Origin of the sequence: Sorangium sp. So ce381, from assembly GCF_051473845.1 — a bacterium.
Classification (GTDB): Bacteria; Myxococcota_A; Polyangia; order Polyangiales; family Polyangiaceae; genus Sorangium; species Sorangium atrum.
In genome coordinates, this window is sequence record NZ_CP150336.1 from 5003630 (window position 1) to 5027489 (window position 23860).

Below are 23860 nucleotides of genomic sequence, written 5' to 3' on the forward strand. Positions count from 1 at the left end.
CCAACGGATCGAGTGAGCGCGAGGGGCCCGCCGCCGGGGGGTCTCCAACGGATCGAGTGAGCGCGAGGGGCCCGCCGCCGGGGGTCTCCAACGGATCGAGTGAGCGCGAGGGGCCCGCCGCCGGGGGTCTCCAACGGATCGAGTGAGCGCGAGGGGCCCGCCGCCGGGGGGTCTTCAACGGATCGAGTGAGCTGCCTGATACAGCCGCCGCGCGCCCTCAGGTCGTCGGACGGCCGACGGCGAGGAAAGCCTCCTCGCCCTTCGGGCGCCGCCGGTCGCGCCAGACGAGCGCCGCCGGCAAGATCAGCACGGCCGCGAAGAGGCACGCGAGCTCGCCGATGACCGCGGAGATGCCCAGGCTCCTCACCGCGTAGTTCTGCGAGCGGACCAGGGCGAGGTAGCCCAGCGTCGTCGTGAGGCTGCAGAGGATCACCGCGCCGCCCGTCTCGCGCACCGCGGTCAGCGCGCCGCCGGCGCCCTCCCGCGCGTACCGCTGCACGATGTTCACGGCGTAGTCGACGCCGATGCCGAACGTCAGCGGCAAGGCGATGAAGTTCAAGAAGTTGAGCTTCACGTTCATCAGCACGAGCAACCCCGCCATCCACGAGGCGCCGACGAGCAGCGCGCCGAGCACCGCGAACGCCGGGCGGCCGCCGCGGAAGGCGACGAGCACGACGAGGACCGTCGCGGCCAGCGAGAACAGCACCGCCGGCGGCACGTCGTCGATGACCGCCGCCCACATGTCCGCGTAGATGACCGCGCGCCCCGAGCCGCGCACGACGCTGCCGTCGGGGAGCCGCGTCTCGCGGTACGCGTCCGCCCACCGGAAGAGGTAGTGCGCGTCGTGCACGCTCTCGGGCGTGATCGGGCTGATGTACACGATGCGCCCGCGCGTCCCGTCGGTCTCGGTGAAGGCGCGCGCAACGCCAGCCGGCAGATCGCCGATCCCGAACGGCGCGAGATCGTCCGGCGGGATGACCGCCTGGATGCGGCGCCAGTCCTCGTCGCCCACGAGGCCGCGCTTCCGCGCCCTGAGGACGCGATCCTTGATCTCCTGGAGCAGCGGGATCTTCGCCTCCTGATCCCGCGGGACCAGATCCTGGAGCGCGTAGATCTCCTTGAACGGCTTCGCGCCCTCGGGCGCCGCGTCGCGCCTCGCGTAGAGCGCGGCGCGGAGCGGCTCGACCTGCTCGGGCCGGTCCACGAGGATCGCCATGCCGTCGGTGCCGACATAGCCGGTGATCTCCTCCGCGAGCGAGCTCAGGCGGATCTGCGCCGCGCGGGCCCCCTCGTCGTTGCGGAGGTTCTGGAGGTTGTACTCCATCGGATCGGCGCGCACGTAGCTCACCGTGGCGACGAGGCCGGCCGCGGCGAGCGCGAGGCCCGCGAGCGTGAGCGTGACCGGGCTCCGCGACGCGAGCCGCGCGAACGGCGCGCCGAACGCGACGCCGCCCTGGGCGCGCCGCCGCAGCCTGCCGAGGAGGCCCGGCGACTCCTGCTCGAGGGGGACGATCCGGTCCATCACCGCGAGGATGCTCGGCAGCGCGACGAACGTGGCGATCCAGCAGAGCACCATGCCGGCGCTGCCGATGAGGCCAAAGTCGTGGAACCCGCGGAACTCGGTGACGAGCAGCGAGCCGTAGGCGGCCGCGGCCGCGCAGCCGGCCGTGAGCGTGGGCAGCCAGGTCTCGCGGTGGGCGACGCGCACGCCCTCGAGCAGGCTCGCGCCGCCGCGGCGCGCCTCGAGGTAGCGCGCCATGTAGATGATCCCGAAGTTGATGCCGTTGCCGGCGACGATCGAGAAGAGGAACCCGGTCGCCATGTTGAGGTGGCCGAGCGCGAGCTGGGTGGCGCCGAACGTCCAGGCGACGCCGATGCCGATCGTGATCAGCATGGCGACGAGCGTGCGCAGGCGCAGGTAGTAGAGGAACACGACGGCGGCGATGAGGACCGCGCCCGAGACGCCGACGTCGGTCAGGTCCTCGTTGATCGCCGCGTACTCGGCGATCCCGGTCTGCAGATCGCCGGCGAGGCCGTGGGTGATCCCCGGGTCGAACGAGGCGGGGCGCACGCGCTCGACGACCTCGCTCACGCGCCGGATCGCCTCGGAGCCGGCGGCGAAATCGCTGGCCATCACCTTCGAGCGGATGGCGACGACGACGGTCTTGCCGTCCTTCGACTGGTAGTAGCCGTCGGGGTAGCGCCCCGTGTCGACCCCCTGGAGGCCGAGGCTCTGCTCGATCGAGCTGGCGTTGATCTCGGGGGGCGGCTCGTCGTCGAGCAGCGCGCCCGTCGCCTTGCTGACCTCGTAGGTGTAGCGCGCCTCGATGTCGTCCCGGAGCTTGGTGAGCCTGTCGCGCTCGACGTAGAGCCCGGCGCGCGGCGAGAGGAAGCGGTACGCCTCGTGCACCCCGTCCTCGACGCTGCCGACCCACGGGGGGCCGATCTTCTCGATCTCCGGGACGAGCGCGTCCGCGGCCCGCTGGAGCGCGGCCGTGGGGGTGCCCTCGCCGCCCTGGAGCACGACGAAGAGCGTGGACACGCCGGCCGTCTTCGCCGCGACCCGGTCGAGCTCCTGCACGCTGGGCCGCGACGCCGGCAGCAGCGACTCGAACCCCGTCAGCACATGGAGCCGCGTCGCCAGGAAGACGGCGATGACGGTGAGGATCCCGGTCACGAGCAGCGGCAGCGCCGGCCGCTTCACCTGGAGCTCGGCGAGGCGCGACGCGAGCCCGCCTCCGCGCGACGAGGGCGGCGGGAGGCGGGGAGGGCTCTCGCCGGAAGCTTCACGGGAGCTCTCAGGTGAAGGAGACGGGCGGGGCGCCGGAGGCGGTGGCATGTGCGGAGCGGACATGAGACGGTGTGTGAATCCGGGGCGGAAAGGGAGGTTGGAAGGGGCGTTGGAAACGCCGGTGGACCACGTTCTTAGGGAACGGGATCCCCGGAGGACAGCGGTCGCGTGCGGCGCAGCGACGGCGCGCGGCCGAGGTCCAGGCGGCGGCGGAGGCGCGCGGGGCAGCGATAGCAAGAAATGGGGGCGGCGCGACCGACGGTTGCCTGCGCTCGTTCATGTCACCATCGCATCCGAAGGCCGTTCTCTGGGATCTGGACGGGGAGCTGGTCGACTCCAGCGAGCTCCTTTTCATCGCCTGGCGCGAGGCGCGAGGCGCGCGGGGCCGCGGGGGGCTCCGACGACCACGCTGACCATGATGCGGTGTTCGGGATGCGCAACGACGATCTCGTGCGCTGCCTGATCGGTCCCGAGGTGCCGGCGGCCGAGATCGCCCGCATTTCGGGGGCGAAAAAGCGGCACTACCGGGAGCTCGTGGCCGAACCTCCGGGCGGCCGAGCTGGGCAGGTCCTACGTGCTCATGGGCGCGCCCCTCGGGGACGCTCCCATAGGCGTTCACCAAGCTTCGCGCCGCGTTCTCCTACATTCGAACGTTTACGTGGTCGTTTACGTGGTCGTGGTCGTGGTCGTTCACGTGGTCGTTTACGTGATCGTGGTCGTGGTCGTGGTCGTTCACGGCCTACCGTCGACGACCACGACCACGACCACGACCACGACTACGACTACGTAAACGTCTACGTTGGTGACCGATGATGGGGTGAATGGGGGGCCGGGCTTCGTGCCCTGAGCGTGACCGAACGCGCTTGGTCAACGCCTATGCGGGGATGCTCTCAACTGCTCTCGGCGGACATCGGAATGCCGCTACGTGCGCAACCCGGCCGGCGATGGATCGAGGCTTGTCTCGCCTCGGGAGCGCGATGAGCCCCTAGGGGCCGGGCGGGGTCGTGCCGGCATCCGCGGCCCCCGCGCGGCGAGGCTTCGCGACGCCGCCTGCGCCCCCGTCGCGGGGCGCGCCGGCGTCCGTCGCCTTGGTGCCCGCGTCGGCCGGCGTGGCGCCGGCATCCACCGGCGCGGCGCCCGCGTCGGCGTCGGCGTCGGTGCCCGCGTCCGGCGGCGTCTCCTCGGGCACCGCCGGGGGCGCGGGCGGAGGGGGCGTCGGGGGGAGCTCGCTCTCCCAGCACTCCACCTTCGGGGGCGCCGCGAAGTGGACCGTGCGCGACGCGGCGTCGCCCTTCCGGGTGACCAGCTTGTCGGTCTTGTACACGGTCGCGTGGCCGCACGCGTACTCCGCCTGGTGCTTCGCCTCGCGCCCCACCACGTGCGTCCGAGGCGCGCGCTCGTTCTCGCACTGGGCCCACTCGATCTCGTACTCAGCGTCCTGGTCGGAGAGGAGGATGCGGCTCGGCGGATCGTCCTTGGACCGGCGCCCGGTGAGCGTCGTCCGGGTGATCGGCTCCTTGCCCTCGCGCACCGTCAGCGTGACCGGGAAGCGAAGGCTCCCGCGCATGTGGGCGCGCGAGGCGCCGACCTCGAAATCGGGGCAGATCGGCTCTCCCTCGATCGGGGACGGCGTGGGCGGGCCGCCGCACGCGGCGCTGGCGAGGATGCTGCCGAGGAAGAAGACGGCGAGGGGTCGGGCTCCGGGGCGGAGGTTCACGCCGGGATTACTCGTTTCCCCGGGTCCGCGCGTCAAGCGATCTTGGTCTTGCCCAGCTTCAGCACCCGATCGAAGTGCTCCTTCGAGACGGGCACCACGCTGAGCCGCGACCGCTTCAGGAGCGAGATCTCGGCCAGCGACTCGTCGCCGCGGATCGTGTCGAGGCTGACCTGCACCTTGAGCGGCGCGACCGGCTCGATGTCCACCACGCTCCAGTCCTCGTCGGCGTCGGCCGTCGGATCCGGGTACGCTTCGCGCTTGACGCGCGCCACGCCCGCGACCGCCTTGCCCTCGCTCGAGTGATAGAAGAGCACGAGATCCCCCTGCTTCATGCCCCGCATGTTGTTGCGGGCCTCGAAGTTCCGGACGCCGTCCCAGATCGTCTGGCCGTCGCGCACGAGCTGCGCGAACGAATATTTCTGAGGCTCGCTCTTCATCAGCCAGTAACGGCGAGACATGCACGATCTCCAGGGCAGGCGCGAGGGCGGCGCCGGCCTGGCCGTCGCGCTCTCATCCTCGACGGACAGCCCGTCGATTTGACCGGCTACCCTAGCACCGCCCGTTCAGTCGGTGATCACGATCTTGGCGCCGTCCGGCGTTCGTCGCGCGATCTCGTCAATCTCGTCGTCGTCGAGGGCGATGCAGCCGAGCGTCCAGTCGCTCTCCTTGTGCACGCCCGCGAGCTGCGCGCTGCCGACGCCATGGATGCCGATGCTGTGCCCGACGCCGCGGCCCGGCGGGACCTCGCCGCGCCGCTTGAGCTCGGCGAAGCGCGCGCGGTCTTCCTCGTTCGGGTAGCTGACGATCAGGAACCGATGGAACAGGCCGTCGATGCGGCCCGCGACGCGGTACGTGCCGACGGGGGTGCGCTTGTCGCCCTCGTAGCGCTTCGGCCCCGGCCCGCCAGGCCCGAGGGCGACCCGGTAGGACCGGACGATCTTGCCGCCCGCGACGAGATCGAGCGTGTGCTCGCTCTTGTCGATCCGGATCTCGGTGACCGGCGGCGAGGCAGCGGCCCTCGGAGCGCGCCGCGCGGCCGTGGCGGGCGGCGTTCGCTCGGACGGCGCCGCACGAGGGGCACCGCCCGAGCCTGCGGTCAGGGAGGGGACCGTGTGGGTGAGGGAAGCGGCGACCAGCGCCGCGGCGAGGACGAGAGGGGGCCTGAGGAGCATGCCCGACCGTCGGCGCCGCGCCGGAGAGTGTGACGCCCGGCCGGGGCCTGCAGTATTCTCGATCGGGCGCGTCACACTCCGGGGCCGCGGCGCGATGCAGGGTCGATGAGCACGCCGATGACCACCGAGGACCGCACCCCCGCGACGAACCCCCTGGCAGAGCCGGCGCTCCGCCGAGCCCTCGAGGATTTCGTGCGGCGGCGGGTCCCGAGCGGCGAGGTCGACGACGTGGTGCAGACCGTCCTCTGCGACGCGCTCGCTTCGCCGGGGCGCCCGGTCGACCCGACGGAGCTCCGGCGCTGGCTGCTCGGGATCGCGCGCCACAAGGTGGCCGACCATCACAGGCGCTCGGCGCGCGAGGCAGCGACGGAGCTGCCCGATCTGCCGGTCAGCCCGCCGCCCATCGAGGCGCGGGAGCTGGCGCGCTGGGCGGAAGAGCAGGCCTCCGCGAGCCGCGACGCCCGGCAGACGCTGTCGTGGATGGCCCGCGAAGGCGAAGGCGAGAAGCTCGAGAGCATCGCCGCCGAGGAGCAGGTGCCCGCCGCCCGGGTGCGGCAGCGCGTGTCGCGGATGCGGCGATGGATGCGGGAGCGATGGATGGCGGAGCTCGCCGCGGTCGCGGCGCTGGCCATCCTCGCGATCCTCATCGCCCGGCTCCTCCGGTCGACGAGCGAAGCGCCGATGATCGCGCCGCTGCCCGAGCCGCAGCCGAGCGCGCCGCCCGACGGGCCTCCGGCGCCGATCGCGCCGCCTTCGCCGCTCGACGCGCTGGAGCGCGCGAGGTCGCTCCGGGCCGAGGCGCTGCGCGCCTGCGACGAGGCGGCCTTCCGCCGGTGCCTGGACCAGCTCGACGAGGCAGATCGGCTCGACCCGGCGGGCGGCGACGCGCCGGAGGTCGCCGCGGCGCGCGAGCGCGCGCTCGAGGCGCTCCGCGCGCCGACGGAGAAGGCCCCGGCGCCGGGGCCCGTCACCGAGAAGCTCGACAAGAAGGACGAGAGCAACTCGCGCCCCGCGCCGAAGCCGCGCCCGAAGGTGGCGCCGCCGCCCGCACAGAAGCCCACCTCGTCGGTGCCCGCGGAGCAGATGCTCAAGGAACAGATGCTCAAGTCGAGGAAAGCAGCGCCGAAATCGAAGGCGGGCGGCGGGCTCGACGAGATGGATCTCCCGTCGGGGAAGCTCTAGCCGCTCGCGCCGAGGGGCAAACGACGCGCCGAGATCGCGCCGATCGCGACGGCGCGCCGTCGCCTCCGGAGCGGGGGCCGACGCGCTCTCGAGGGGGAGCGGCGCGCGCCGCCGTACGAATCCATCTCGCAGTTTCCGGCGTAGTCGTCTAAACACGCTGGCGCTCGGCGCCATCAACGACGCCAAGGAGAGGAGCCCAGGAGATGCGAACGACGAGATGGCTTGGAATGGCATTCGCAGTGTCGCTGCTCGCGGCGAACGCCGGCTGCGCGGTCGAGCCCCAGCAGCAGACCGCGAAGGCGCCGGCACCGCCGCCCGCGCCGCCGCCGCCTGCGCCACCTGCGCCGCCCCCTGACGCGGACGCGGATGGGGTGCTCGACGATGGCACCGACAAGTGCGTCGCCGAGAAGGAAGACGGCCTGCCGCCCGACGCCAAGGACGGCTGCAAGTCGACCGACCCGGACGGAGACGGCTTCGTTGCCGACGCCGACAAGTGCCCGACCGAGGCCGAGGTCAAGAACGGCTACAAGGACGACGACGGTTGTCCTGACGTCCCGCCTGTCGCCGTGCTCGGCAACGAGGTGAAGCTCAACGAGAAGATCGCCTTCGTCGCCGGCAAGCCCGATATCGAGCCCGCCTCGCAGGGACTCCTCGCGAACATCGCGCAGGTCCTCAAGGACCATCCGCAGATCCAGTTCGTCGAGGTCGCGGCCTACTCCGAGAAGCTCGCCAACGACGCCGCCGCCGTGACGCTCACGAAGAAGCGCGCCGAGGCGGTGGTGAAGGCGCTCACCGCGCTCGGGGTCGAGAAGAACCGCGTGCGGGCCGCCGGCTACGGGGCGCACTGCGCGACCGATCCGGGCGAGACCGAGGAGGCGAAGGAGAAGAATCGCCGCGTCGAGATCAAGATCATGCGGCTCGACGGCAAGGACACCGGCGTCGAGCTCGCCTGCGCCGCGGCCGCCACCAAGGGCCTCAAGCCGGCCGGCGTGCCCGCGACCGCGCCCAAGGGCGCCGCGAAGGCCTCCGACGCGAAGCCGGTGGACCCGAAGGCCGCCGCCAAGCCGGCGGAGGCGAAGCCCGCCGCTGCGCCTGCCGCACCGGCGCCCGCCGCCGCGCCGCCGGCCGCTGCGCAGCCCGCCGCCGCCGCGCCTGCCGCCGCCGCGCCCGCCGCTGCGAAGCCCGGGGACACGAAGCCGGCCGCTGCGAAGCCCGCGGACACGAAGCCGGCCGAGACGAAGCCCGCCAGCGTGAAGTAGGCGCGCGGCGCCGGGGGTGAAGGAGCTCCCGGCCCTGCCGCCATGATGGAACCGCCAAGGCGCCATCAGACGCCAAGAACAACACAAGAATCATGGCGTCCAGTGGCGTCTTGGCGGTCCAAGAGCCCTCACCTCCGCCGGAATGACCCCGGCGCCGGGCAGCCGGCAGGCTAGCGAGCCTGTCCGCGCGCGGCGGCGAGCAGGTTGGTAAGCGCCTCCAGCGCGGCCTGCCGGCGCTGCGGCTCGGGCAGCGCGCCAGGGCGCAGGCGCTGGATCTCGGCGCACTGCGCGGCGCGATCGCCGGCGAGAGGCTCGCCGCACGGCGCGTCGCGCGCGCCGTCTCCGGGGGCGTCGCGCGGCGCAGGCTCGCCAGAGAGCACGGCCGCGGCGGCCTCGATGAGGCGCGCCGTCGTCGCGGCGCTCTCGCTCTCACCGCGGAAGCGGCCGACGAAGTCGGGCTGCTTCGAGAGCCGCGAGAGGACGTCCCAGCGCTGCTCGCGCACGGCGAGCTCCGTCGCGAAGAGCACGACCTTCAGGTTGCGGCCGAGATCGGGGAGGGCGCGCGTCTCGCCGTCGAGCGCCATCAGGTCGTCGACGACGCTCGCGTCGAGCGCCGCGGCCGCGCAGCGCACCGCGACGCTGAGCAGATCCGCGCGCAGCGCGGGGCCGAGCGAGGGAGCGCGGCCGAGCGCGCGCGCGGCGGCGAGCACGACGGGGCCGCAGTGCCCCTCGCGGCGCTGCCGCGCCAGCATGACGCCGGCGTCGTAGAGCCGGCCGCTCTGCCGCAGCGCCTCCACGGCCGCCGTGAACGCGTCGGGGTCGTACGTCCCCCGCTCCGCCGCCGTGAGGAAGCCGTCGAGGCTGCGCAGGGCAGGGCACGCGGCCGCGCTGCCCGAGCGTCGGAGGTGCGGCAGCTTGCCGAGGACGTCGGCGATGCGCAGCGAGAGCGCGAGCGGGTAGGCGTCGCAGGCGGGCTCCTCGTAGCCGCCGAGCTCGACCCTGGCCTCGGTGCACGCGAGCGGTCTGGCGACCGCGGCGAGCGAGCGCGCGGTCCTCGCGACGAGCGGGTCGAGCCCAGGGACCGCGGCGAGGCCGGTCGGGAGCGGAGCGAGGAGCGCCGCGACCGCGGCGTCGTCCGCGTCCGGCGGCAGGAGGCCGCGGACGAGCGTCCAGAGATCGCCCGCGAGGAAGGGGTGACCGGCCTCGGCCGCGAGCTGGGCGTCGATCGCGAGCAGCGCGCGGGCGTCCCGGCCCCAGGCGAGCGGCTGGTCCGGGCGCAGTCCCCGCCGCCCGAACCGGAGGCCGAACGAGAGCGCGGCGATCGCCCGGCGCGCCGCGGCGGTGCCGCGCTCGGCGTCGCCCTCGAGGAAGTGGTAGGCGGCCGCGAGCGCCGCGGCGCTGACGTAGGCGCGTGCCGCGTCCTCGTCGCTCCGGGGCGAGCCCTCGGGCGCGAGCGCCGCGGTGAGGGAGCCCTCGGGCTCGCCGCGGGTGCGGAGGCCGAGGCCGAGCTGGAAGCTGTTCGCCCCTTCGAGGAGCCCGGCGCCGTACGAGACGTCGAAGCTGAGCGAGAAGACGCGGGTCGCGGTCTTCTCCTCGTAGCGGTAGGTCATGCGCGGCACGCGCAGGCCGCGGGCGTCGGCGGCGGCGAGGACGCTGTCGAGGGCGTCGCGCGCCTCGGCGCGCCGGCCGCCGGCGAAGTCGCGCACGGCGCCGACGAGGGCGAGCACGTCGCCCGTGTCGGCCGCCTGGCAGGCGTCGTCCGACGCCTTGCTCATGGCGCTCGCATAGGTTGACGGATCCGGGGCAACGCCGGCGCGGGCCTTCGCGATCTCGCCGAGGTACGAGAGCGCCCAGGCGACCCGGCTGCCGCTGTCGTTCGCGAGCGCGATGGCGTCCGGCGACGGCGGCCCGCCCAGCACGGCGGCGCCGAGGAGCGAGGCGAGCAGCGCGAGGTCGGACTGGTCGCGCAGCCCGAGGGCCGAGAACGCGCGGGCGTAGCCGACGAACAGGCCCCTGAGGTCGCCGCCGTCGCGCGCGGCGGGGAGCGACGCGAGCGCGTCGAGCAGCGCGCCGCCGGCGAGGCCTCGTCCGGCGCCGCCGCGCCGCGCCGGATCGTCGCGGAACGCCGCGGAGAGCCCGCGGAGCACCCGTCCGAGCGGGGCGCCGCTCCGCTCGGCGAAGCGCTCCGCGGTGGGCGACTCGAGGAGCGCGCGGGCGAGCGCGTAGCCGCCGGTGAGCGCGTCGGCGAGATCGCGGTCGACCCAGCCGGAGAGGCCCGCGGCGACGGCGGCCTCGGCGTCCGGGGTCGGGAGGGTGAAGCGCGGCGGAGCGACGCGCTCCGCCGCGCCGGCGGCGCGCTGCGCGCGCGGCGGCGCCGAGAGGAGATCGATGGCGTCGGAGAGGAGCGTCACGAGGAGCCGCGCCCGGCGCGCCCACGGGCCGTCGCCCTGCCTGTACCGCGGCGCGAGCAGGATCCGCCGGCGGACGTCGCCGAGCCGCGCGAGGGCGCGGCGGGCCTCGGGGCTCGGCCCGCGCCCGGCGGCGCAGGCGGCCCCGGCCGGCGGCGGCTTGCGCGAGCGCTCGGTGAGGAGCACGGCGAGGACGCCGTCGGCCAGCGCGGTGACGTCCTCGACGAGCTCGGGCGGCGGCGCCTCCGCGGCGTCGGCCGCGCCGGCGCCGGCGTCGGCAACGGGCGCCGCGAGCCCCGCGACGGCGCGCCGGAGCGCGTCGCGCGCCTGCCGGCGCTCCGGGGGGAGCCTGGCTACGTCGGTCGCCTGCGGATCCAGCCCGCCGGCTGCGCCGAGCGCGGCGTAGCGGGAGAGGCTCGCGGCGAGCGCCGCGAGGCCCGGGTAGGGCAGCGCCGGGGCGGGCGCGAGCGCGCGCTCGATCTGCGTAGACGAGAACGCGAGATCCGGCGCCTGACCGGAAGCGAGCCGGTACAGCGCGTCGGCGGCGTAGAGGCCGGCGACGCCCCAGCCGGCCTGCTCGGTGAGCTCGCCGCGGAGCTTGGCGGTGAGCGCGCCCTGCAGCGCGAGGAAGTGCGGGGGCTGCACCTCGGGCGGGTACGCCATGCCCGCGAAGACGCCGGCGAGCGCCGCGCCGAGGACGGCCTCCGGGTCGTGCGCCTCGGCCATGCGGCGCTGCACGGCGACCTGCGTGAGATCGACGATGGCGTCGCGGAGGGGCTCGTCGGCGAGCACCCCGGGGCTGTAGGCGAGGGGGATCAGCGCGAGCGCGCGGTAGCGGCGCGGCTCGGCCTCCGCGAGGGCGCGCAGCGCAGCGAGGTGCGCGAGGCCCAGCTCGGTGGCGCGGCGGTGGACGGCGCTGCCCGCCTGGCCTGCGGCGGGCGCGGGGCCGCGCTCGTGGAGCAGGCTGGGCGCGTAGGCCCACGCGGTGCTCGTCTGGTCCACGGCGCGGACGAGCGCCTCGTAGCGCGGCAGCCACGCGTCGAGCGGGAGCCGTCGTCCCGGCGCCGCCGCGGTGCTCGCGGGCGCAGCAGAGCTCCCGGGCGCGGCGGGCGCGGCGGGCGCGGCGGCAGGGTCGCCCGGGGCGAGGGCGCCGGCGAGCGCCGCGGCGAACACGAGGTCGCGCGGGCCTTCCATGGGGGGCGCGAGGTCCCGGCCGCAGCCGGGCGCCTTGCCGAGCAGGTCGTCGAGCGCGTCGCGGCGGTCCGCGGGGACGGCCCGCAGCACGGCCGCGCCGCGGGCGCGCCACGCGGCGCGGCCGTCGCGGGCCGTGCGCACGCGGAGGAGGTCGCCGTAAGGCGTGTCGCCCGGCGCGGGCGGCGGGTCCAGCCGGGGGGCCGAGGCCGCGAAGGGAGCGTCGTCCTCGGCCTCCTCGAGCGCGACCCCGGCGGTCGCGAGCAGCTGCAGCGCGTAGCGGCCGCGCAGGACCGGCTCGTCGTTCGGGTCGCGCCCCTTCACCGCGGCCGCGAGGGCGTCGGCCGCGGCGGCGGCCTCGATGTAGCGGAAGCGGCCTGCTGCGCCGAAGGCGCGGCGGACGAGCGCGGCGAGCGCGATGTCGTCCGCGACCCGCGAGAGCGACGCGTCGCCGCGCGCGATCGGCGCGAGGCCGGCCATGAACGGCGCGAGCGGATCGGCCGGAAAGAGCTCGGCCGCGCCGTGGCGAGCGCGCGCGTGGACGAGGTGCTCGTACCCGAGGGCCTCGCCGAGCGCGAGGAGCAGCGCGTCGGCGCCGAGGCCTCCGGGGGGCGGCAGCGGCGCGGAACGGAGCCATTTCGCCGCGGCCGCGGGCGCTCGCGCCGAGGCGGAGGGCTCCGCGCCCGCCTCGACGATGACCGCGGCGCGGGGGCCGGTCCCGCCGCGCCGGTCGAGGTCGCGGAGCAAGAGCGCCCACGGGTCGTCGGCGTCGCGGGAGGCGCGGGCCGCGATGTAGCCGAGGGCGAGCTCGCGCGGGGGCCGGCCCTCTGCGAGGGCCGAGGCGAGGGCGCGCTCGCACGCGTCGAGGTGCGCAGGGTCGCACTGGGCGGCCTGCGGCGGCGTGGCGGCCGGGGAGGCCGCGCCCCCGCAGCCGGCGGCGAGCAGCGCGAGGAGCACCGCGGAGCAGAGCGGGAGAGCGCGCGGCGAGGAGGACACGCGATCGTGCAACATGGCGCGCGCGCGACCTTACACGAAGACCTCGGAATGGCCGCGAGCGTCTCGCGGGCGGAGGAGGTCGGCCGCTGCACCCCGCCAGGTTGCGATGTCCCCAAGGATCCGTTACCAGATCGTTGCACCTCGACGCGACGGAGGCACCGCATGGCGATTTCTCCCGAGGACATCGTTCCGTTGAGCCAGGCGGAGGCCCGGCTCACGGAGCTCGCAGACGAGGTTCGCGCGGGTCACGAGAAGATCCTCACGCTGAACGGGGAGGGTTACATCGCCCTCGTCGATGCACGCAGGCTGGACCACTATCACCGCCTCGAACGCGAGCACATTCACCTCACGCTCCTGGAGGAGGTGGATCGGGGCCTCGACGATATCGAGGCCGGGCGCACGATGAGTGTGGAGGAGCTCCGCGCCAAGTACGGCCGATGAGCCGCCGCGCCACCGTTCGGGTCACCGAGAACTTCGAGCGGAACCTGGACGAGATCCGGCGGTTTCTGGAGGAGGCAGGGCTCTCTTCCGCTTTCGGCGATCTTCTGGATCTCGTCTTCAAGGACGTGATCCCGAGCCTGGAAGTCTCGCCCCTGCTCGGATTCGACTTCCTTGCGCGTGCGCCACAGTCCGCGGAGGTCGAGGCGCGGATCCTGGCGCTGAAGCGCCGCCTCGGCTCCGACTCGTCGCTGCGGGAGTACATCGCTGGTGAGTACCTGTTGCTCTACGCGCTCAGCGGTGAGCGGATCCATCTGCTGGCCATCAAGCACCATCGCCAGCTCTCGTTCGATTTGCAGGCGCTCTGGCGCCGGTGATCGCACACCGGTCGTCGACTTTCCTTGCTGTCGTCGATCGCCCGTGCCGTCAGGGACAGGTGCCGCGGAGCCCCATCTCCTGTACGGCGCCCGGTCCGGGTAACCCCTGTCTTCCTGCCCCCGGAGCGCCGTGCTACGCGCGCGATATGCGACGGGCTCCGGAGCGACGAGGTGCCGGCGGCGCGGGGGGCGGCGGGAGCGCCGGTTGCGGGGCGCGCGGCGCCTCCGCGGCGATCGGGCTCGCGATCCTCGCGCTCTCGGCGTGCAGCGAGGGCGAAGGCGGGTATGCCGGGACGACCGCGCGCGTCGGCAAGGACACAGAGACGCTCTACATCAACAACGGCAGCGAGCCCGAGTACCTGGATCCAGGAAAATCCAACGACTCGGCGAGCTCCACGCTCGTGCAGCAGATGTTCGAGGGGCTGACGACCTACGGCGCCGGCGACCTCCGCCCGGTGCAGGGGGTCGCGACCCACTGGGAGCAGAGCGACGATAACCGGCTCTTCCGGTTCCACCTGCGGCCGGAGGCGCGCTGGTCCGACGGCAAGCCGGTGACGGCGCACGACTTCGAGTACGCGTGGAAGCGGGTGCTGCGCCCCTCCACGGCCTCGCTCGCCGCGACGAACCTCTACGTCCTGAAGAACGGCGAGCTGTTCAGCCTCGGGAAGCTCAAGGCGCTGCGGGAGGCCGCGCCGCTCCGCGCGGCCCCCCGGCCCGACGCGCCGTCCGCGCTCGATCTGCCGAAGGGGGCGTTCGTCGTGGTGCTGGCGCGCTCGCCGATCCAGGTGGACACCGCGATCGCGCCCCTCGCGGCGCTGCCGGAGGGCTCCGCCGCCGTGACGTTCGCGAAGGGCGACGCGAAGGGCGGCGCAGGCGATCGGCTCTCGTTCGGCGCAGCAGGGGGCGGCGCGACAGGAGGCGACGCGGCCGCTGGCGCCGCGGCGCCGCTCGGCTCGGCGCCCGGCGGCGGCTGGCAGGGCGCCGTCGTCGACATCGTCCGCGTGGGCCCGCCGTGCAAGTGCAACGGCGCCGCCGACCGGTGGTTCGAGATCGAGCGGGGCGGCGCGCGCGGCTTCCTCCCGGGCTGCGCGCTCGTCCCCCCCGCGGGCAACGGCAACCCGGGCAAGGAGAGCGCGGGCGGCGCGCCCCGATCGGAGGCGTACGCCGTCGTCACGCCGCACACGAGCCTCCCCACGTACGAACCCGCGGCGCCGTCCCCCGGCAGCGCCGCGCAGGGCGACCCCCCCGTGGGCTTCGTGCCCGACGCGCTGCTCGCCGAGGACGACGGCGCTGTCGGCGTCCGGGCAACGGACGACCTGACGCTCGACGTGCAGCTGGAGCAGCCCACGCCCTACTTCACCGATCTCACGAGCTACGTGACGCTCTTCCCCGTGCGGAAGGACGTGATCGAGGCGTTCGAGAAGCGCGGCGAGCCCGAGCTCTGGTTCCGCCCCGAGAACATCGTGGTCAACGGCCCTTACACGCTCGATGAGTGGAAGTTCCGTTACGAGATCACGATGAAGCGGAATCCGATGTACTGGAACCACGACAAGCTGAAGATCCACCGCGTCGTGTGGCTGGAGGTGGAGCTCTACAACGCCACGATGAACATCTACAAGGCGGGGGATCTCGACTACCTGGGCGACAACACCTCGCTGCCCGCCGAGCACATGGACTGGCTGTCGACCAAGCGGGATTTCCAGCGGTACCCGTACCTCTCCATCTACTGGTTCGAGTTCAACACGAAGAAGCCGCCGGTCGACGACGCCCGCGTCCGCTGGGCGCTCAACCTCGCGGTCGACAAGCGGCAGATCGTCGAGAAGGTCACGCGGGCGGGGCAGAGGCCGGCCACGCACTACGTCCCGGACTACACAGGATCGGGCTATGACGAGGCGGTCGCCGAGGACAGGAAGCTCGGGGTCGATCCGTTCTCGTCGCCGGACGTCTCGTTCAACCCCGAGCGCGCCCGCGCGATGCTCGCCGAGGCGGGGTACGAGGTCGTCCGGGAGGGCGACGGGTACCGGGCGAAGAACTTCCCGGCGCTCGAGCTCCTCTACAACACGAGCGAGGGCCACAAGCAGATCGCTGTCGCGGTCCAGGACATGTGGAAGCGTCACCTCGGCATCTCGGTCACGCTGCGGAACGAGGAGTGGAAGGTGATGCTCAAGAACGTGCGCGACGGTCACTACCAGGTCGTGCGGTTCGGCTGGATCGGCGAGTACAACCACCCGGCGACGTGGCTCGGCACGCTGCTCTCGTACAGCCCGCAGAACCGGACCGGATGGGCCGACCAGGAGTTCGACGATCTGATGCGCGCCGCCGCGGCGACGGCCGATCCGAAGGAGAGCATCCGCGCGTTCCGCAAGGCGGAGAAGCGGGCCCTCGACGGCATGCCCAAGCTGCCTCTCTACTTCTACACGAAGTCGACGCTGGTGAAGCCGTGGGTCAAGGGGTTCAAGGGCAACTCGCGCGGCCTTCAGCTCGTCAAGTGGCTGTGGAACGACCCGAGCTGGCGCGACAACCCGTCGAACGAGACCGCGTCTCCGGAGCTCGAGTTCCCGACGCCGGGGCGGCTCGGCGCGCCCTGACATGGCTGACGTGGACTGACGTGGCCTGACGTGACTGCGGCGCCGGGCCGGCCGCGCCCCGAGGTCCCCGTTGACGCGGCGGCCTGTGCCGTGGCCTCATCGACGCGAGCGCGGTACAGACCCTCTCGGGAGAACGACATGAGCAAGACGATCCTGGTCACCGGAGGCGCGGGCTACATCGGCTCGCACACCTGCGTGGAGCTCCTCCACGCGGGCTACCGGGTGGTGATCCTCGACAACCTCTGCAACAGCCGCAAGGCGGCGGTGGAGCGGGTGGAGCGGATCGCCGGGAAGCCGGTGACATTCATCCAGGGCGACATCCGCGACGCGGCGCTCCTGGACCGGCTGCTCGCCGAGCACCCGATCGACGCGACGATCCACTTCGCGGGGCTGAAGGCCGTCGGCGAGTCGGTCGAGAAGCCGCTCTCCTACTACGAGAACAACGTCGCGGGGACCGTGTGCCTGCTCAAGGCGCTCGACGCGCGGGGCGCGCGGAAGCTGGTGTTCAGCTCGTCCGCCACCGTGTACGGCGATCCCGAGCGCGTGCCGCTCGACGAGGGGAGCCGGCTCGGGCCGACCAACCCCTACGGGCAGTCCAAGTTCATGGTGGAGCAGATCCTGCGCGACGTGGCGGCCACCGGGGGCTGGTCGCTCGGATCGCTGCGCTACTTCAACCCCGTGGGCGCCCACGAGAGCGGGCTCATCGGGGAGGATCCGAACGGGATCCCGAACAACCTGACGCCGTTCATCACCCAGGTCCTCGTGGGGCGGCGCGACAAGCTCCGGGTGTTCGGGGGCGACTGGCCGACGCCGGACGGCACCGGCGTGCGCGACTACATCCACGTGGTCGACCTCGCGCTCGGGCACCTCGCCGCGCTGAACCGCATCTTCACCGTCGGCGACAGCTTCACCGTCAACCTCGGCACCGGGCGGGGACACTCCGTGCTGGAGATGGTCGCCGCGTTCGAGAAGGTCAGCGGGAGGCGCGTCGCCCACGAGATCGTGGCGCGCCGCCCCGGCGACGTCGCCTCGGTGTACGCGGATCCGGCGCGCGCGGTGGAGCTCCTCGGCTGGCGCGCGGAGCGCGATCTCGAGACCATGTGCCGCGACAGCTGGCGCTGGCAGGAGCAGAACCCGAAGGGGTTCGCCGATTAGGGCCGCGGATCTCTCCCTTGTGCCCTCGCGCCGCTGCGGCGCGCTGCTGCTCGCAGCCCTCTCGTGCCCGCTCGCGGCCTGCGCGGGCGAGGCCGAGGGCTACGTCGGGACGACGGCGCGCGTCGGCAAGGACGTCAGGACCTTCTACGTCAACAACGCCGACGAGCCCGAGTACCTCGATCCCGGCAAGGCCGCCGACACCGTGAGCATGACGCTGCTCCACCAGATGTTCGAGGGGCTGACCAGCTACGCGCCCGGCGATCTCCACGCGGCGCAGGGGGTCGCGGCGCGCTGGGAGCGCAGCGACGACAACCGGTTCTTCCGGTTCCACCTGCGGCCGGAGGCGCGCTGGTCCGACGGCAAGCCGGTGACGGCGCACGACTTCGAGTACGCGTGGAAGCGGGTGCTGCGGCCCTCCACGGCCTCGCTCGCCGCGACGAACCTGCACGTCCTCAAGAACGGCGAGCTGTTCAACCTGGGCAAGCTGAAGGCGCTGCGCGAGGACGCAACGCTGCGCCGCGCGCCTCGGCCCGACGCGCCGCCCGCGCTGTCGTTGCCGCGGGGCGCGTTCGTCGTCGTGCTCGGCCAGTCGCCCGCCCGGGTGACGTCGGCGGTGGCGCCCCTCGCGGCGCCGCCTCCCGGCGTGACCTCGGTGACGTACGCCGAGCCCGACGAGGCGACCGGCGCCGGCGAGCGGCTCTCGTTCGACGCGGCCGGCGCGGCCCCGCCGCCCGCGCCGCGCGACGCCACCCCTGGGGGCGGGTGGCGGGGCGCCGAGGTCGCCCTCCTCGCGGCCGGTCCGCCGGTCGCTTGCAACGGCGCGGCCGACCGCTGGTTCGAGATCGAGGGGCCAGCGGGCCGCGGCTTCCTGCCGGGCTGCCTGCTCGCCCCCGTGGACGCCGCCGCCTACGCGCTGGTTGCGCCCCACGCGGATCTCCCCACGTACGACCCCGCCGCGCCTCGGCACGACGCGCCTCCTTCCGGCTCCGGCGGGGCGACCGGCTTCGTCGCCTCGTCGTCGCTCGTGGAGGACGACGCCGCCGTCGGCGTGCGGGCCCGCGACGACCTGACCCTCGACGTCGAGCTCGAGAAGCCGACCCCGTACTTCACCGATCTCACGAGCTTCGTCACCCTGTTCCCGGTGCGCCGCGACGTCGTCGAGCCGTTCGAGGCGCGCGGCGAGCCGGAGCTCTGGTTTCGCCCCGAGAACATCGTGGTCAACGGGCCTTATCGGCTCGACGAGTGGAAGTTCCGGTACGAGATCACGATGGACCGGAACCCGGCGTACTGGGGCCATGACGCGCTCCGGATCCACCGGATCGTCTGGATGGAGATCGCCCAGTACAACGCCACCCTGCAGCTCTACAAGGCGGGGGACATCGACTACCTGGGAGACAACTGCGAGCTCCCTTATGACCACCTCGGCTGGCTGTCCGGGAAGAAGGATCTCCGGCGCACCGAGTTCCTCTCCACGGTGTATTACGAGCTCAACACGAGGAAGCCGCCGGTCGACGATCCGCGCGTCCGGTGGGCGCTGAACCTCGCGATCGACAAGCGGGAGCTCGTCGAGAAGATCACGCGGCTCGGGAAGCCGGCGACCCACTACGTGCCCGACATCACCGGATCCGGCTATGCCGAGCAGGCGGCGGAGGACAGGGCGCGCGGCGCGGATCCGTTCTCGAGCCCCGAGGTCGGCCACGATCCGGCACGCGCCCGCGCGCTGCTCGCGGAGGCGGGGTACGAGGTCGTCCGCGAGGGAGACGAGCTGCGGGCGAAGGGGTTTCCGCCGCTCGAGATCCTCTACAACACGGGGGAGGGGCACGCGCAGGTCGCCGTGGCCATCCAGGACATGTGGAAGCGCCACCTCGGGGTCTCCGCGGCGCTGCGGAGCGAGGAGTGGCGGGTGATGCTCAAGGACCTCCGCGACGGCAACTTCCAGGTGATCCGGCTGGGCTGGCTGGCCGACTACAACCATCCGCAGACGTGGCTCGGGACGTTCCTGTCGCAGAGCCCGCAGAACCGGAGCGGCTGGGCGGACGCGGAGTTCGACAAGGCGGTCGCCGAGGCGGCCGCGACGGCCGATCTCGGGGAGAGCATCCGGCGCTTCCGGGCGGCCGAGCGGCGGGCGCTCGACGGGATGTGCAGGATACCGCTCTACTTCGAGGAGAAGCCGACCCTGGTGAAGCCGTGGGTGAGGGGGTACATCCCCAACGCGCGGAACACGCAGCTCATCAAATGGCTCTGGATCGACCCGGACTGGCAGAAGGGGCCGGCCGGAGAGCCGCCGCCGGTGCTGGAGCTGCCGCCGCCGGGGCGGCTGGGCGGGGGGCAGTGAGCGATCCCGCAGCGCCGCCCTTGAAGTAGCGGCGGGCCGGGCGCTCAGCGCTCCAGCAGCTCCGCCACCGAGTCGAGCACCCGCCGGTCCGAGAGCATCCACCGGTGCAGCGCGACCGGCACGACGCGCGTGGTGCGGGCGCCGGGGAGCTCGCTGGAGCGGGCGGGGACGATCATCACGTCGAAAGGCGTGTAGAGCACGTGCACCTCGACCGGGCCCCAGGGATCCGGGTCCGCGGCGAGGTCGCGCAGGAGAGGGCTGCCCGGGCGCATCTGCTGCACGCCCTCGTGGGGCAGCCACATGGCGTTGAGCGTGCCGCGGTGCGGGCCCGAGATGGAGACGAAGCGCCGGACGCGCGCGCGGCCGCGGCCGCGCTGGATGTAATAACGGCTCACCAGGGCGCCCATGCTGAAGCCGACCACGTCCACCGCGCCGCCGGGTGCCCCGGCGAGCGTGGACTCCACGGCGGCGTCGAGCTGGGCGGCGAGGCGCTCGATGGACGCACGGCCGTCGTTGGGGACCAGATCGAAGGCGCGGGCGCGGTCGACGCCTCGGGCCGCGAGCCCGGCGCGCAGGCAGTCGATGCGCGCCGCCGAATCCCAGATGCCGTGCACCAGCAGGACGGGCGGCTTGCTCATGTCGTCGAGGAGTACGGCGCGGGCGGGCGCCGTCAAGGCCGCGCGACCGCAGAAGCGCGCGTAACTCGGCGTAGCCTGCGGGCGGCGCGCGTCGAAATGACAGGATCCAGACCCGGGACGCCCTTCGCGGCGCCAGCCGATTCGCCTGCTTCGGCGGGGGCCAGGTCAACAAGGGAAGGACCCACCGAGACGGCATCTCGTCGGTTCACGGGCGATCGTGGCGAGGACGGCCAGGCCCGGGTAGATTCGCGCCATGCACCTCACCGACGCCTCGATCGGCGCGACTCACGTGCTCCTCTCCGGCGCCCGCGCCGCGATCGAGATCCGCTGTCCAGGCCCCGGCGTCCTGCGTGTGCGCCACGCCCCCTCGTCCGCCGCGACGAGCTTCACGCACCCCGAGCTGCCTCCCAAGCGCTCCTTCGCTGTGGTGGCCGAAGGCGCGTTGCCGCTCTCCGCCCGCCGCGAAGGCGACGCGCTCCACGTGCGCGCCGACGGCGCCTCTCTCGAGGTATCGCTCGCCTCGGGCACATGGACCTTCGGAGACGGACAGGGCCGCATTCAGGCGCGGTGCGAGGGGGTCTCCGGAGAGGTGCGGCCGGCGTTCCCCGTGGACGAGCTCCGCTCCCGGATCTCGCTCGCGGCGCCGCCCGGCGAGGCCTACCTGGGGTTCGGCGAGAAGGTCGGCCCGCTCGACAAGCGCGGCCTGCGATTCACCTTCTGGAACACCGATGCTTTCCCGCCGCACGTGGAGTCCGACCCGCTCTACGCCTCCATTCCCTTCTTCATCGCCCTGCGCGGCGGCGTGGCCTGGGGCCTCTTCCTCGACGAGCCGTGGCGCTCGGAGGTCGATATCGCCCTCGACGACCCGACCCGCATCGAATGGGAGTCGCGCGGCCCCGAGCTCGATGTCTACCTCCTGGCCGGCCCGCACCCGGCCGACGTCCTGCGGCGCTACGCCGCGCTCACCGGGCGCCCGGCCATGCCGCCCCTCTGGAGCCTCGGGGCGCACCAGTCGCGCTGGGGCTACGAGACCGAGGACGACGTGCGCGGCGTCGTCCGCGGCTACCGATCGCGCGGCCTCCCGCTCGACGTTGTCCACCTCGATATCGATTACATGGATGCTTATCGGGTCTGGACCTGGGACCGCTCGCGCTTCCCCGACCCGGCGCGGCTCGCGCGCGAGCTCGCGGCCGAGGGCGTCAGGCTGGTGACGATCGTCGACCCGGGGATCAAGGCCGACGAGGGATATGCCGTCTACGAGGAGGCGAGAGCGCGAGACTACCTCGTCCGGCTGCCTCGCGGCGGCCCCCTCGTGGGAGAGGTCTGGCCCGACCCGGCGGTCTTCCCGGATCTCACGCGCGAGGAGGTGCAGCGCTGGTGGGGCGATCTGCAAAAGCCCTTCGTCGACGCGGGCATCGCCGGCATCTGGAACGACATGAACGAGCCTGCGTGCTTCTCCGTCCGCCCCGACAGGGGCCTGCCGGCGCCGAGCGGCGGGCGCACCGCGGGCCTCGGACCCATCGAGGGCAGCACGCTCCCCGACGACGCGCGCCACGGCGCCCGGCGCCACCTCGAGGTCCACAACGTCTATGGACTCGGCATGTCGCGGGCCGCCCACGAGGGCCTCGCGCGCCACGCGCCGGAGCGGCGCCCCTTCGTGCTGACGCGCGCCGCCTTCGCCGGCATCCAGCGCTACGCCGCTGTGTGGACGGGCGACTTCGCCAGCAACTTCACGCACCTGGAGGCGTCCATCCCGATGCTGATCGGCCTCGGCCTCTCGGGCGTGCCGTTCGTGGGCGCGGACATCCCGGGCTTCACGGGGCGCGCGAACGGCGAGCTGCTCGTGCGCTGGATGCAGGCGGGGCTGTTCTATCCGCTGATGCGCAACCACGCGGCGAGGGGCAGGCCGGCGCAGGAGCCCTGGCGCTTCGGCGAGCCGTACCTCGGCCTCGCGCGCGCGGCGCTCGAGCGGCGCTACCGGCTCCTGCCGACCCTGTACACGCTCATGCACGAGGCGGCGGAGACGGGGATACCCATCCTGCGGCCGCTGTCCTTCGCGGCGCCGGACGACCCCGAGGCGCTCCACGCCTCCGATCAGCTCCTGTTCGGCGGCGATCTGCTCGTGGCGCCCGTGGTGCGGCCAGGGCAGTCGAAGCGGCTGGCGTACCTGCCCGCCGGCGCATGGATGGATTTCGCGAACCTGGAGCGCGCGGGGAGCGTGGATCGGGGCGGGCGCCACGTGATCGCCGATGCGCCGCTCGGCGTGGTCCCCGTGTGGCTGCGCGCCGGAGGCGCGGTGGCGCTCACCGCGCCTCGGATGCACACGACGAGCGCCAGCTGGGAGGAGATCACGTGGCACGTCCACGCGGCGGAGCGCGTGAGCGGCCGCCTGGTCGAGGACGAGGGCGACGGCCACGGCGCGTCGCGCGTCACGCGGATCGAGGGCGGCCTCGACGGCGCCACGTTCGCGCTCGAGCGCAGCGCGACGGGCGATCTGCCGCTGGCGCGCGAGGTGGAGGTGATCCGCGTCCACGGCGTGCCGGCGCCGCGCTCCGTTGTCGGGGCCAGGTCGCACCGAGCGATCGACGGGGGCGTCGAGATCGAGGTCGCGGCCGACTGGCAGCGGATCGAGCTCCAGGTGCCCTGATCGCGGCAGCGCCGCGCGCCGGGGCGGTCAGCGGTGCTTCATCACCCAGTCGATCGCCAGCCGCACCCGCGTGGAGAGCAACCGCCGTGACGGGTACACAGCGAAGAGCTCGCGGGGCTCGATCGTGCGCCCCGTGACCGTGAGCTCGACGAGCGCCTTGCCCTGCTGCTCGATCACCTCGCGGGGGGCGCAGACCACGCCGAGGCCCTGCGCCGCGGCCGTGATCGCCACCCGCGGGTCGTTCACGCAGAGCTTCGCGCGCGGCCGGACCTCCTCGATGGAGCCGTCCCGCCGGCGAAGGCGCCATGCGGCGCCCGGGTGGCTCAGGACCGCGGGCACGGACCCGAGCGACGCGCGCGCGAGCCGCGAACGGCCCTCGAGCGCGTCCTGCACGAGGCGCGGCGACGCGGCCAGCGCGTACGGGAGCGACCACATCCGCCGCGCCACGAGGTCGGCGTCCTGAACGGGCCCGGCGCGGAAGGCGAGGTCGATGCCCTCCTCGACAAGGGGGACGACCGCGTTCGTGAGCGTGAGCTCCAGCGACAGGCGCGGGTGCCGGGCGGCGAAGGAGAAAAGCGCCGGCGCGATCCGCTGCGCGCCCGTCATCACGGGCGCCGTCACCCGGAGCCTGCCCGCGGGCTCGTCCTCTCGATCCGCGGCCCTGTCGAGCACCGAGCCGAGCTCGTCGAGCAGGGGCCCGGCGCGCTCGATCAGCCGCGCGCCCTCGCCGGTGAGGCCGACGCGGCGGGAGGTGCGCTGGAGCAGCCGCACCCCGAGCGCCTCCTCCAGCTGCGCTACCCGGCGGCTCACGGTGCTCGTGGGCACCCCCGTGCGCCGCGCGGCCTCCACGAAGCTCAGGTGGTGAGCGACGGCCGCGAAGAGCCGCATGTCCTCGAGGGAGATCATCCCGCTCATGGGATGGAGCATGCCACAGCATCCCATGGTTCGCCGCAGGCGCGCGCGCTA

General features: G+C 73.6%; 16 protein-coding genes. 9 read left to right on the forward strand and 7 right to left on the reverse strand.

Annotated features, from left to right (window positions below; translation table 11 throughout):
• Positions 1-217: 217 nt before the first annotated feature.
• A complete protein-coding gene (locus tag WMF29_RS18780; RefSeq protein WP_437330157.1) occupies positions 218-2704 on the reverse strand; it encodes an efflux RND transporter permease subunit in 2487 nt (828 codons plus the stop codon).
• Positions 2705-3449: 745 nt separating this feature from the next.
• Between WMF29_RS18780 and WMF29_RS18785 the strand changes: the two genes are divergently transcribed.
• On the forward strand, positions 3450-3581 hold the full coding sequence (locus WMF29_RS18785; protein ID WP_437330158.1) for a hypothetical protein: 132 nt from the start codon (positions 3450-3452) through the stop codon (positions 3579-3581).
• Between the two features lie 195 nt (positions 3582-3776).
• On the opposite strand, the gene WMF29_RS18790 is transcribed toward WMF29_RS18785, so the two are convergent.
• The 3 genes from WMF29_RS18790 to WMF29_RS18800 form a co-directional block, all read right to left on the reverse strand.
• Positions 3777-4508: a hypothetical protein gene (locus WMF29_RS18790; protein WP_437330159.1), complete on the reverse strand. Its 732-nt coding sequence runs from the start codon at positions 4506-4508 to the stop codon at positions 3777-3779.
• A gap of 32 nt (positions 4509-4540) precedes the next feature.
• Positions 4541-4966, reverse strand: a complete 426-nt coding sequence (locus tag WMF29_RS18795; RefSeq protein WP_272098926.1) for an EVE domain-containing protein — start codon at positions 4964-4966, stop codon at positions 4541-4543.
• Between the two features lie 105 nt (positions 4967-5071).
• Positions 5072-5680, reverse strand: coding sequence for a L,D-transpeptidase family protein (locus WMF29_RS18800; RefSeq protein ID WP_437330160.1), 609 nt, complete (start codon positions 5678-5680; stop codon positions 5072-5074).
• A gap of 105 nt (positions 5681-5785) precedes the next feature.
• On the opposite strand from WMF29_RS18800, the gene WMF29_RS18805 reads away from it, so the two are divergent.
• Both WMF29_RS18805 and WMF29_RS18810 read left to right on the forward strand, forming a co-directional pair.
• Positions 5786-6862 (forward strand): RNA polymerase sigma factor, encoded by a 1077-nt coding sequence (locus WMF29_RS18805; RefSeq protein ID WP_437330161.1) that lies wholly within the window; start codon positions 5786-5788, stop codon positions 6860-6862.
• 227 nt (positions 6863-7089) lie between these two features.
• The gene (locus tag WMF29_RS18810; protein ID WP_437330162.1) at positions 7090-8121 is read left to right on the forward strand and encodes an OmpA family protein; all 1032 of its coding nucleotides are present in this window, start codon (positions 7090-7092) and stop codon (positions 8119-8121) included.
• 170 nt (positions 8122-8291) lie between these two features.
• Here the strand turns inward: WMF29_RS18810 and WMF29_RS18815 are convergent, their stop codons facing one another.
• A complete protein-coding gene (locus WMF29_RS18815; protein ID WP_437330163.1) occupies positions 8292-12731 on the reverse strand; it encodes a hypothetical protein in 4440 nt (1479 codons plus the stop codon).
• Between the two features lie 147 nt (positions 12732-12878).
• On the opposite strand from WMF29_RS18815, the gene WMF29_RS18820 reads away from it, so the two are divergent.
• The 5 genes from WMF29_RS18820 to WMF29_RS18840 all read left to right on the forward strand — a co-directional run bounded on the left by WMF29_RS18820 (position 12879) and on the right by WMF29_RS18840 (position 19609).
• Positions 12879-13157: a prevent-host-death protein gene (locus WMF29_RS18820; protein ID WP_437330164.1), complete on the forward strand. Its 279-nt coding sequence runs from the start codon at positions 12879-12881 to the stop codon at positions 13155-13157.
• Positions 13154-13531: a type II toxin-antitoxin system RelE/ParE family toxin gene (locus WMF29_RS18825; RefSeq protein ID WP_437330165.1), complete on the forward strand. Its 378-nt coding sequence runs from the start codon at positions 13154-13156 to the stop codon at positions 13529-13531. The genes WMF29_RS18820 and WMF29_RS18825 overlap by 4 nt, the downstream gene beginning before the upstream one ends.
• Positions 13532-13677: 146 nt before the next feature.
• Positions 13678-16119 (forward strand): peptide ABC transporter substrate-binding protein, encoded by a 2442-nt coding sequence (locus tag WMF29_RS18830; RefSeq protein WP_437330166.1) that lies wholly within the window; start codon positions 13678-13680, stop codon positions 16117-16119.
• Between the two features lie 138 nt (positions 16120-16257).
• A complete protein-coding gene (galE, locus tag WMF29_RS18835; RefSeq protein ID WP_437330167.1) occupies positions 16258-17274 on the forward strand; it encodes a UDP-glucose 4-epimerase GalE in 1017 nt (338 codons plus the stop codon).
• 19 nt (positions 17275-17293) lie between these two features.
• On the forward strand, positions 17294-19609 hold the full coding sequence (locus tag WMF29_RS18840) for a peptide ABC transporter substrate-binding protein (RefSeq protein ID WP_437330168.1): 2316 nt from the start codon (positions 17294-17296) through the stop codon (positions 19607-19609).
• Positions 19610-19653: 44 nt separating this feature from the next.
• Here WMF29_RS18840 and WMF29_RS18845 read toward each other — a convergent pair whose 3' ends face one another.
• Positions 19654-20247: an esterase/lipase family protein gene (locus tag WMF29_RS18845; RefSeq protein ID WP_437330169.1), complete on the reverse strand. Its 594-nt coding sequence runs from the start codon at positions 20245-20247 to the stop codon at positions 19654-19656.
• A gap of 253 nt (positions 20248-20500) precedes the next feature.
• Between WMF29_RS18845 and WMF29_RS18850 the strand changes: the two genes are divergently transcribed.
• On the forward strand, positions 20501-22894 hold the full coding sequence (locus WMF29_RS18850; RefSeq protein WP_437330170.1) for a glycoside hydrolase family 31 protein: 2394 nt from the start codon (positions 20501-20503) through the stop codon (positions 22892-22894).
• A gap of 27 nt (positions 22895-22921) precedes the next feature.
• Here WMF29_RS18850 and WMF29_RS18855 read toward each other — a convergent pair whose 3' ends face one another.
• Entirely contained in the window at positions 22922-23809 is an 888-nt protein-coding gene (locus WMF29_RS18855) for a LysR family transcriptional regulator (protein WP_437330171.1), read from the reverse strand.
• Positions 23810-23860: the final 51 nt, after the last annotated feature.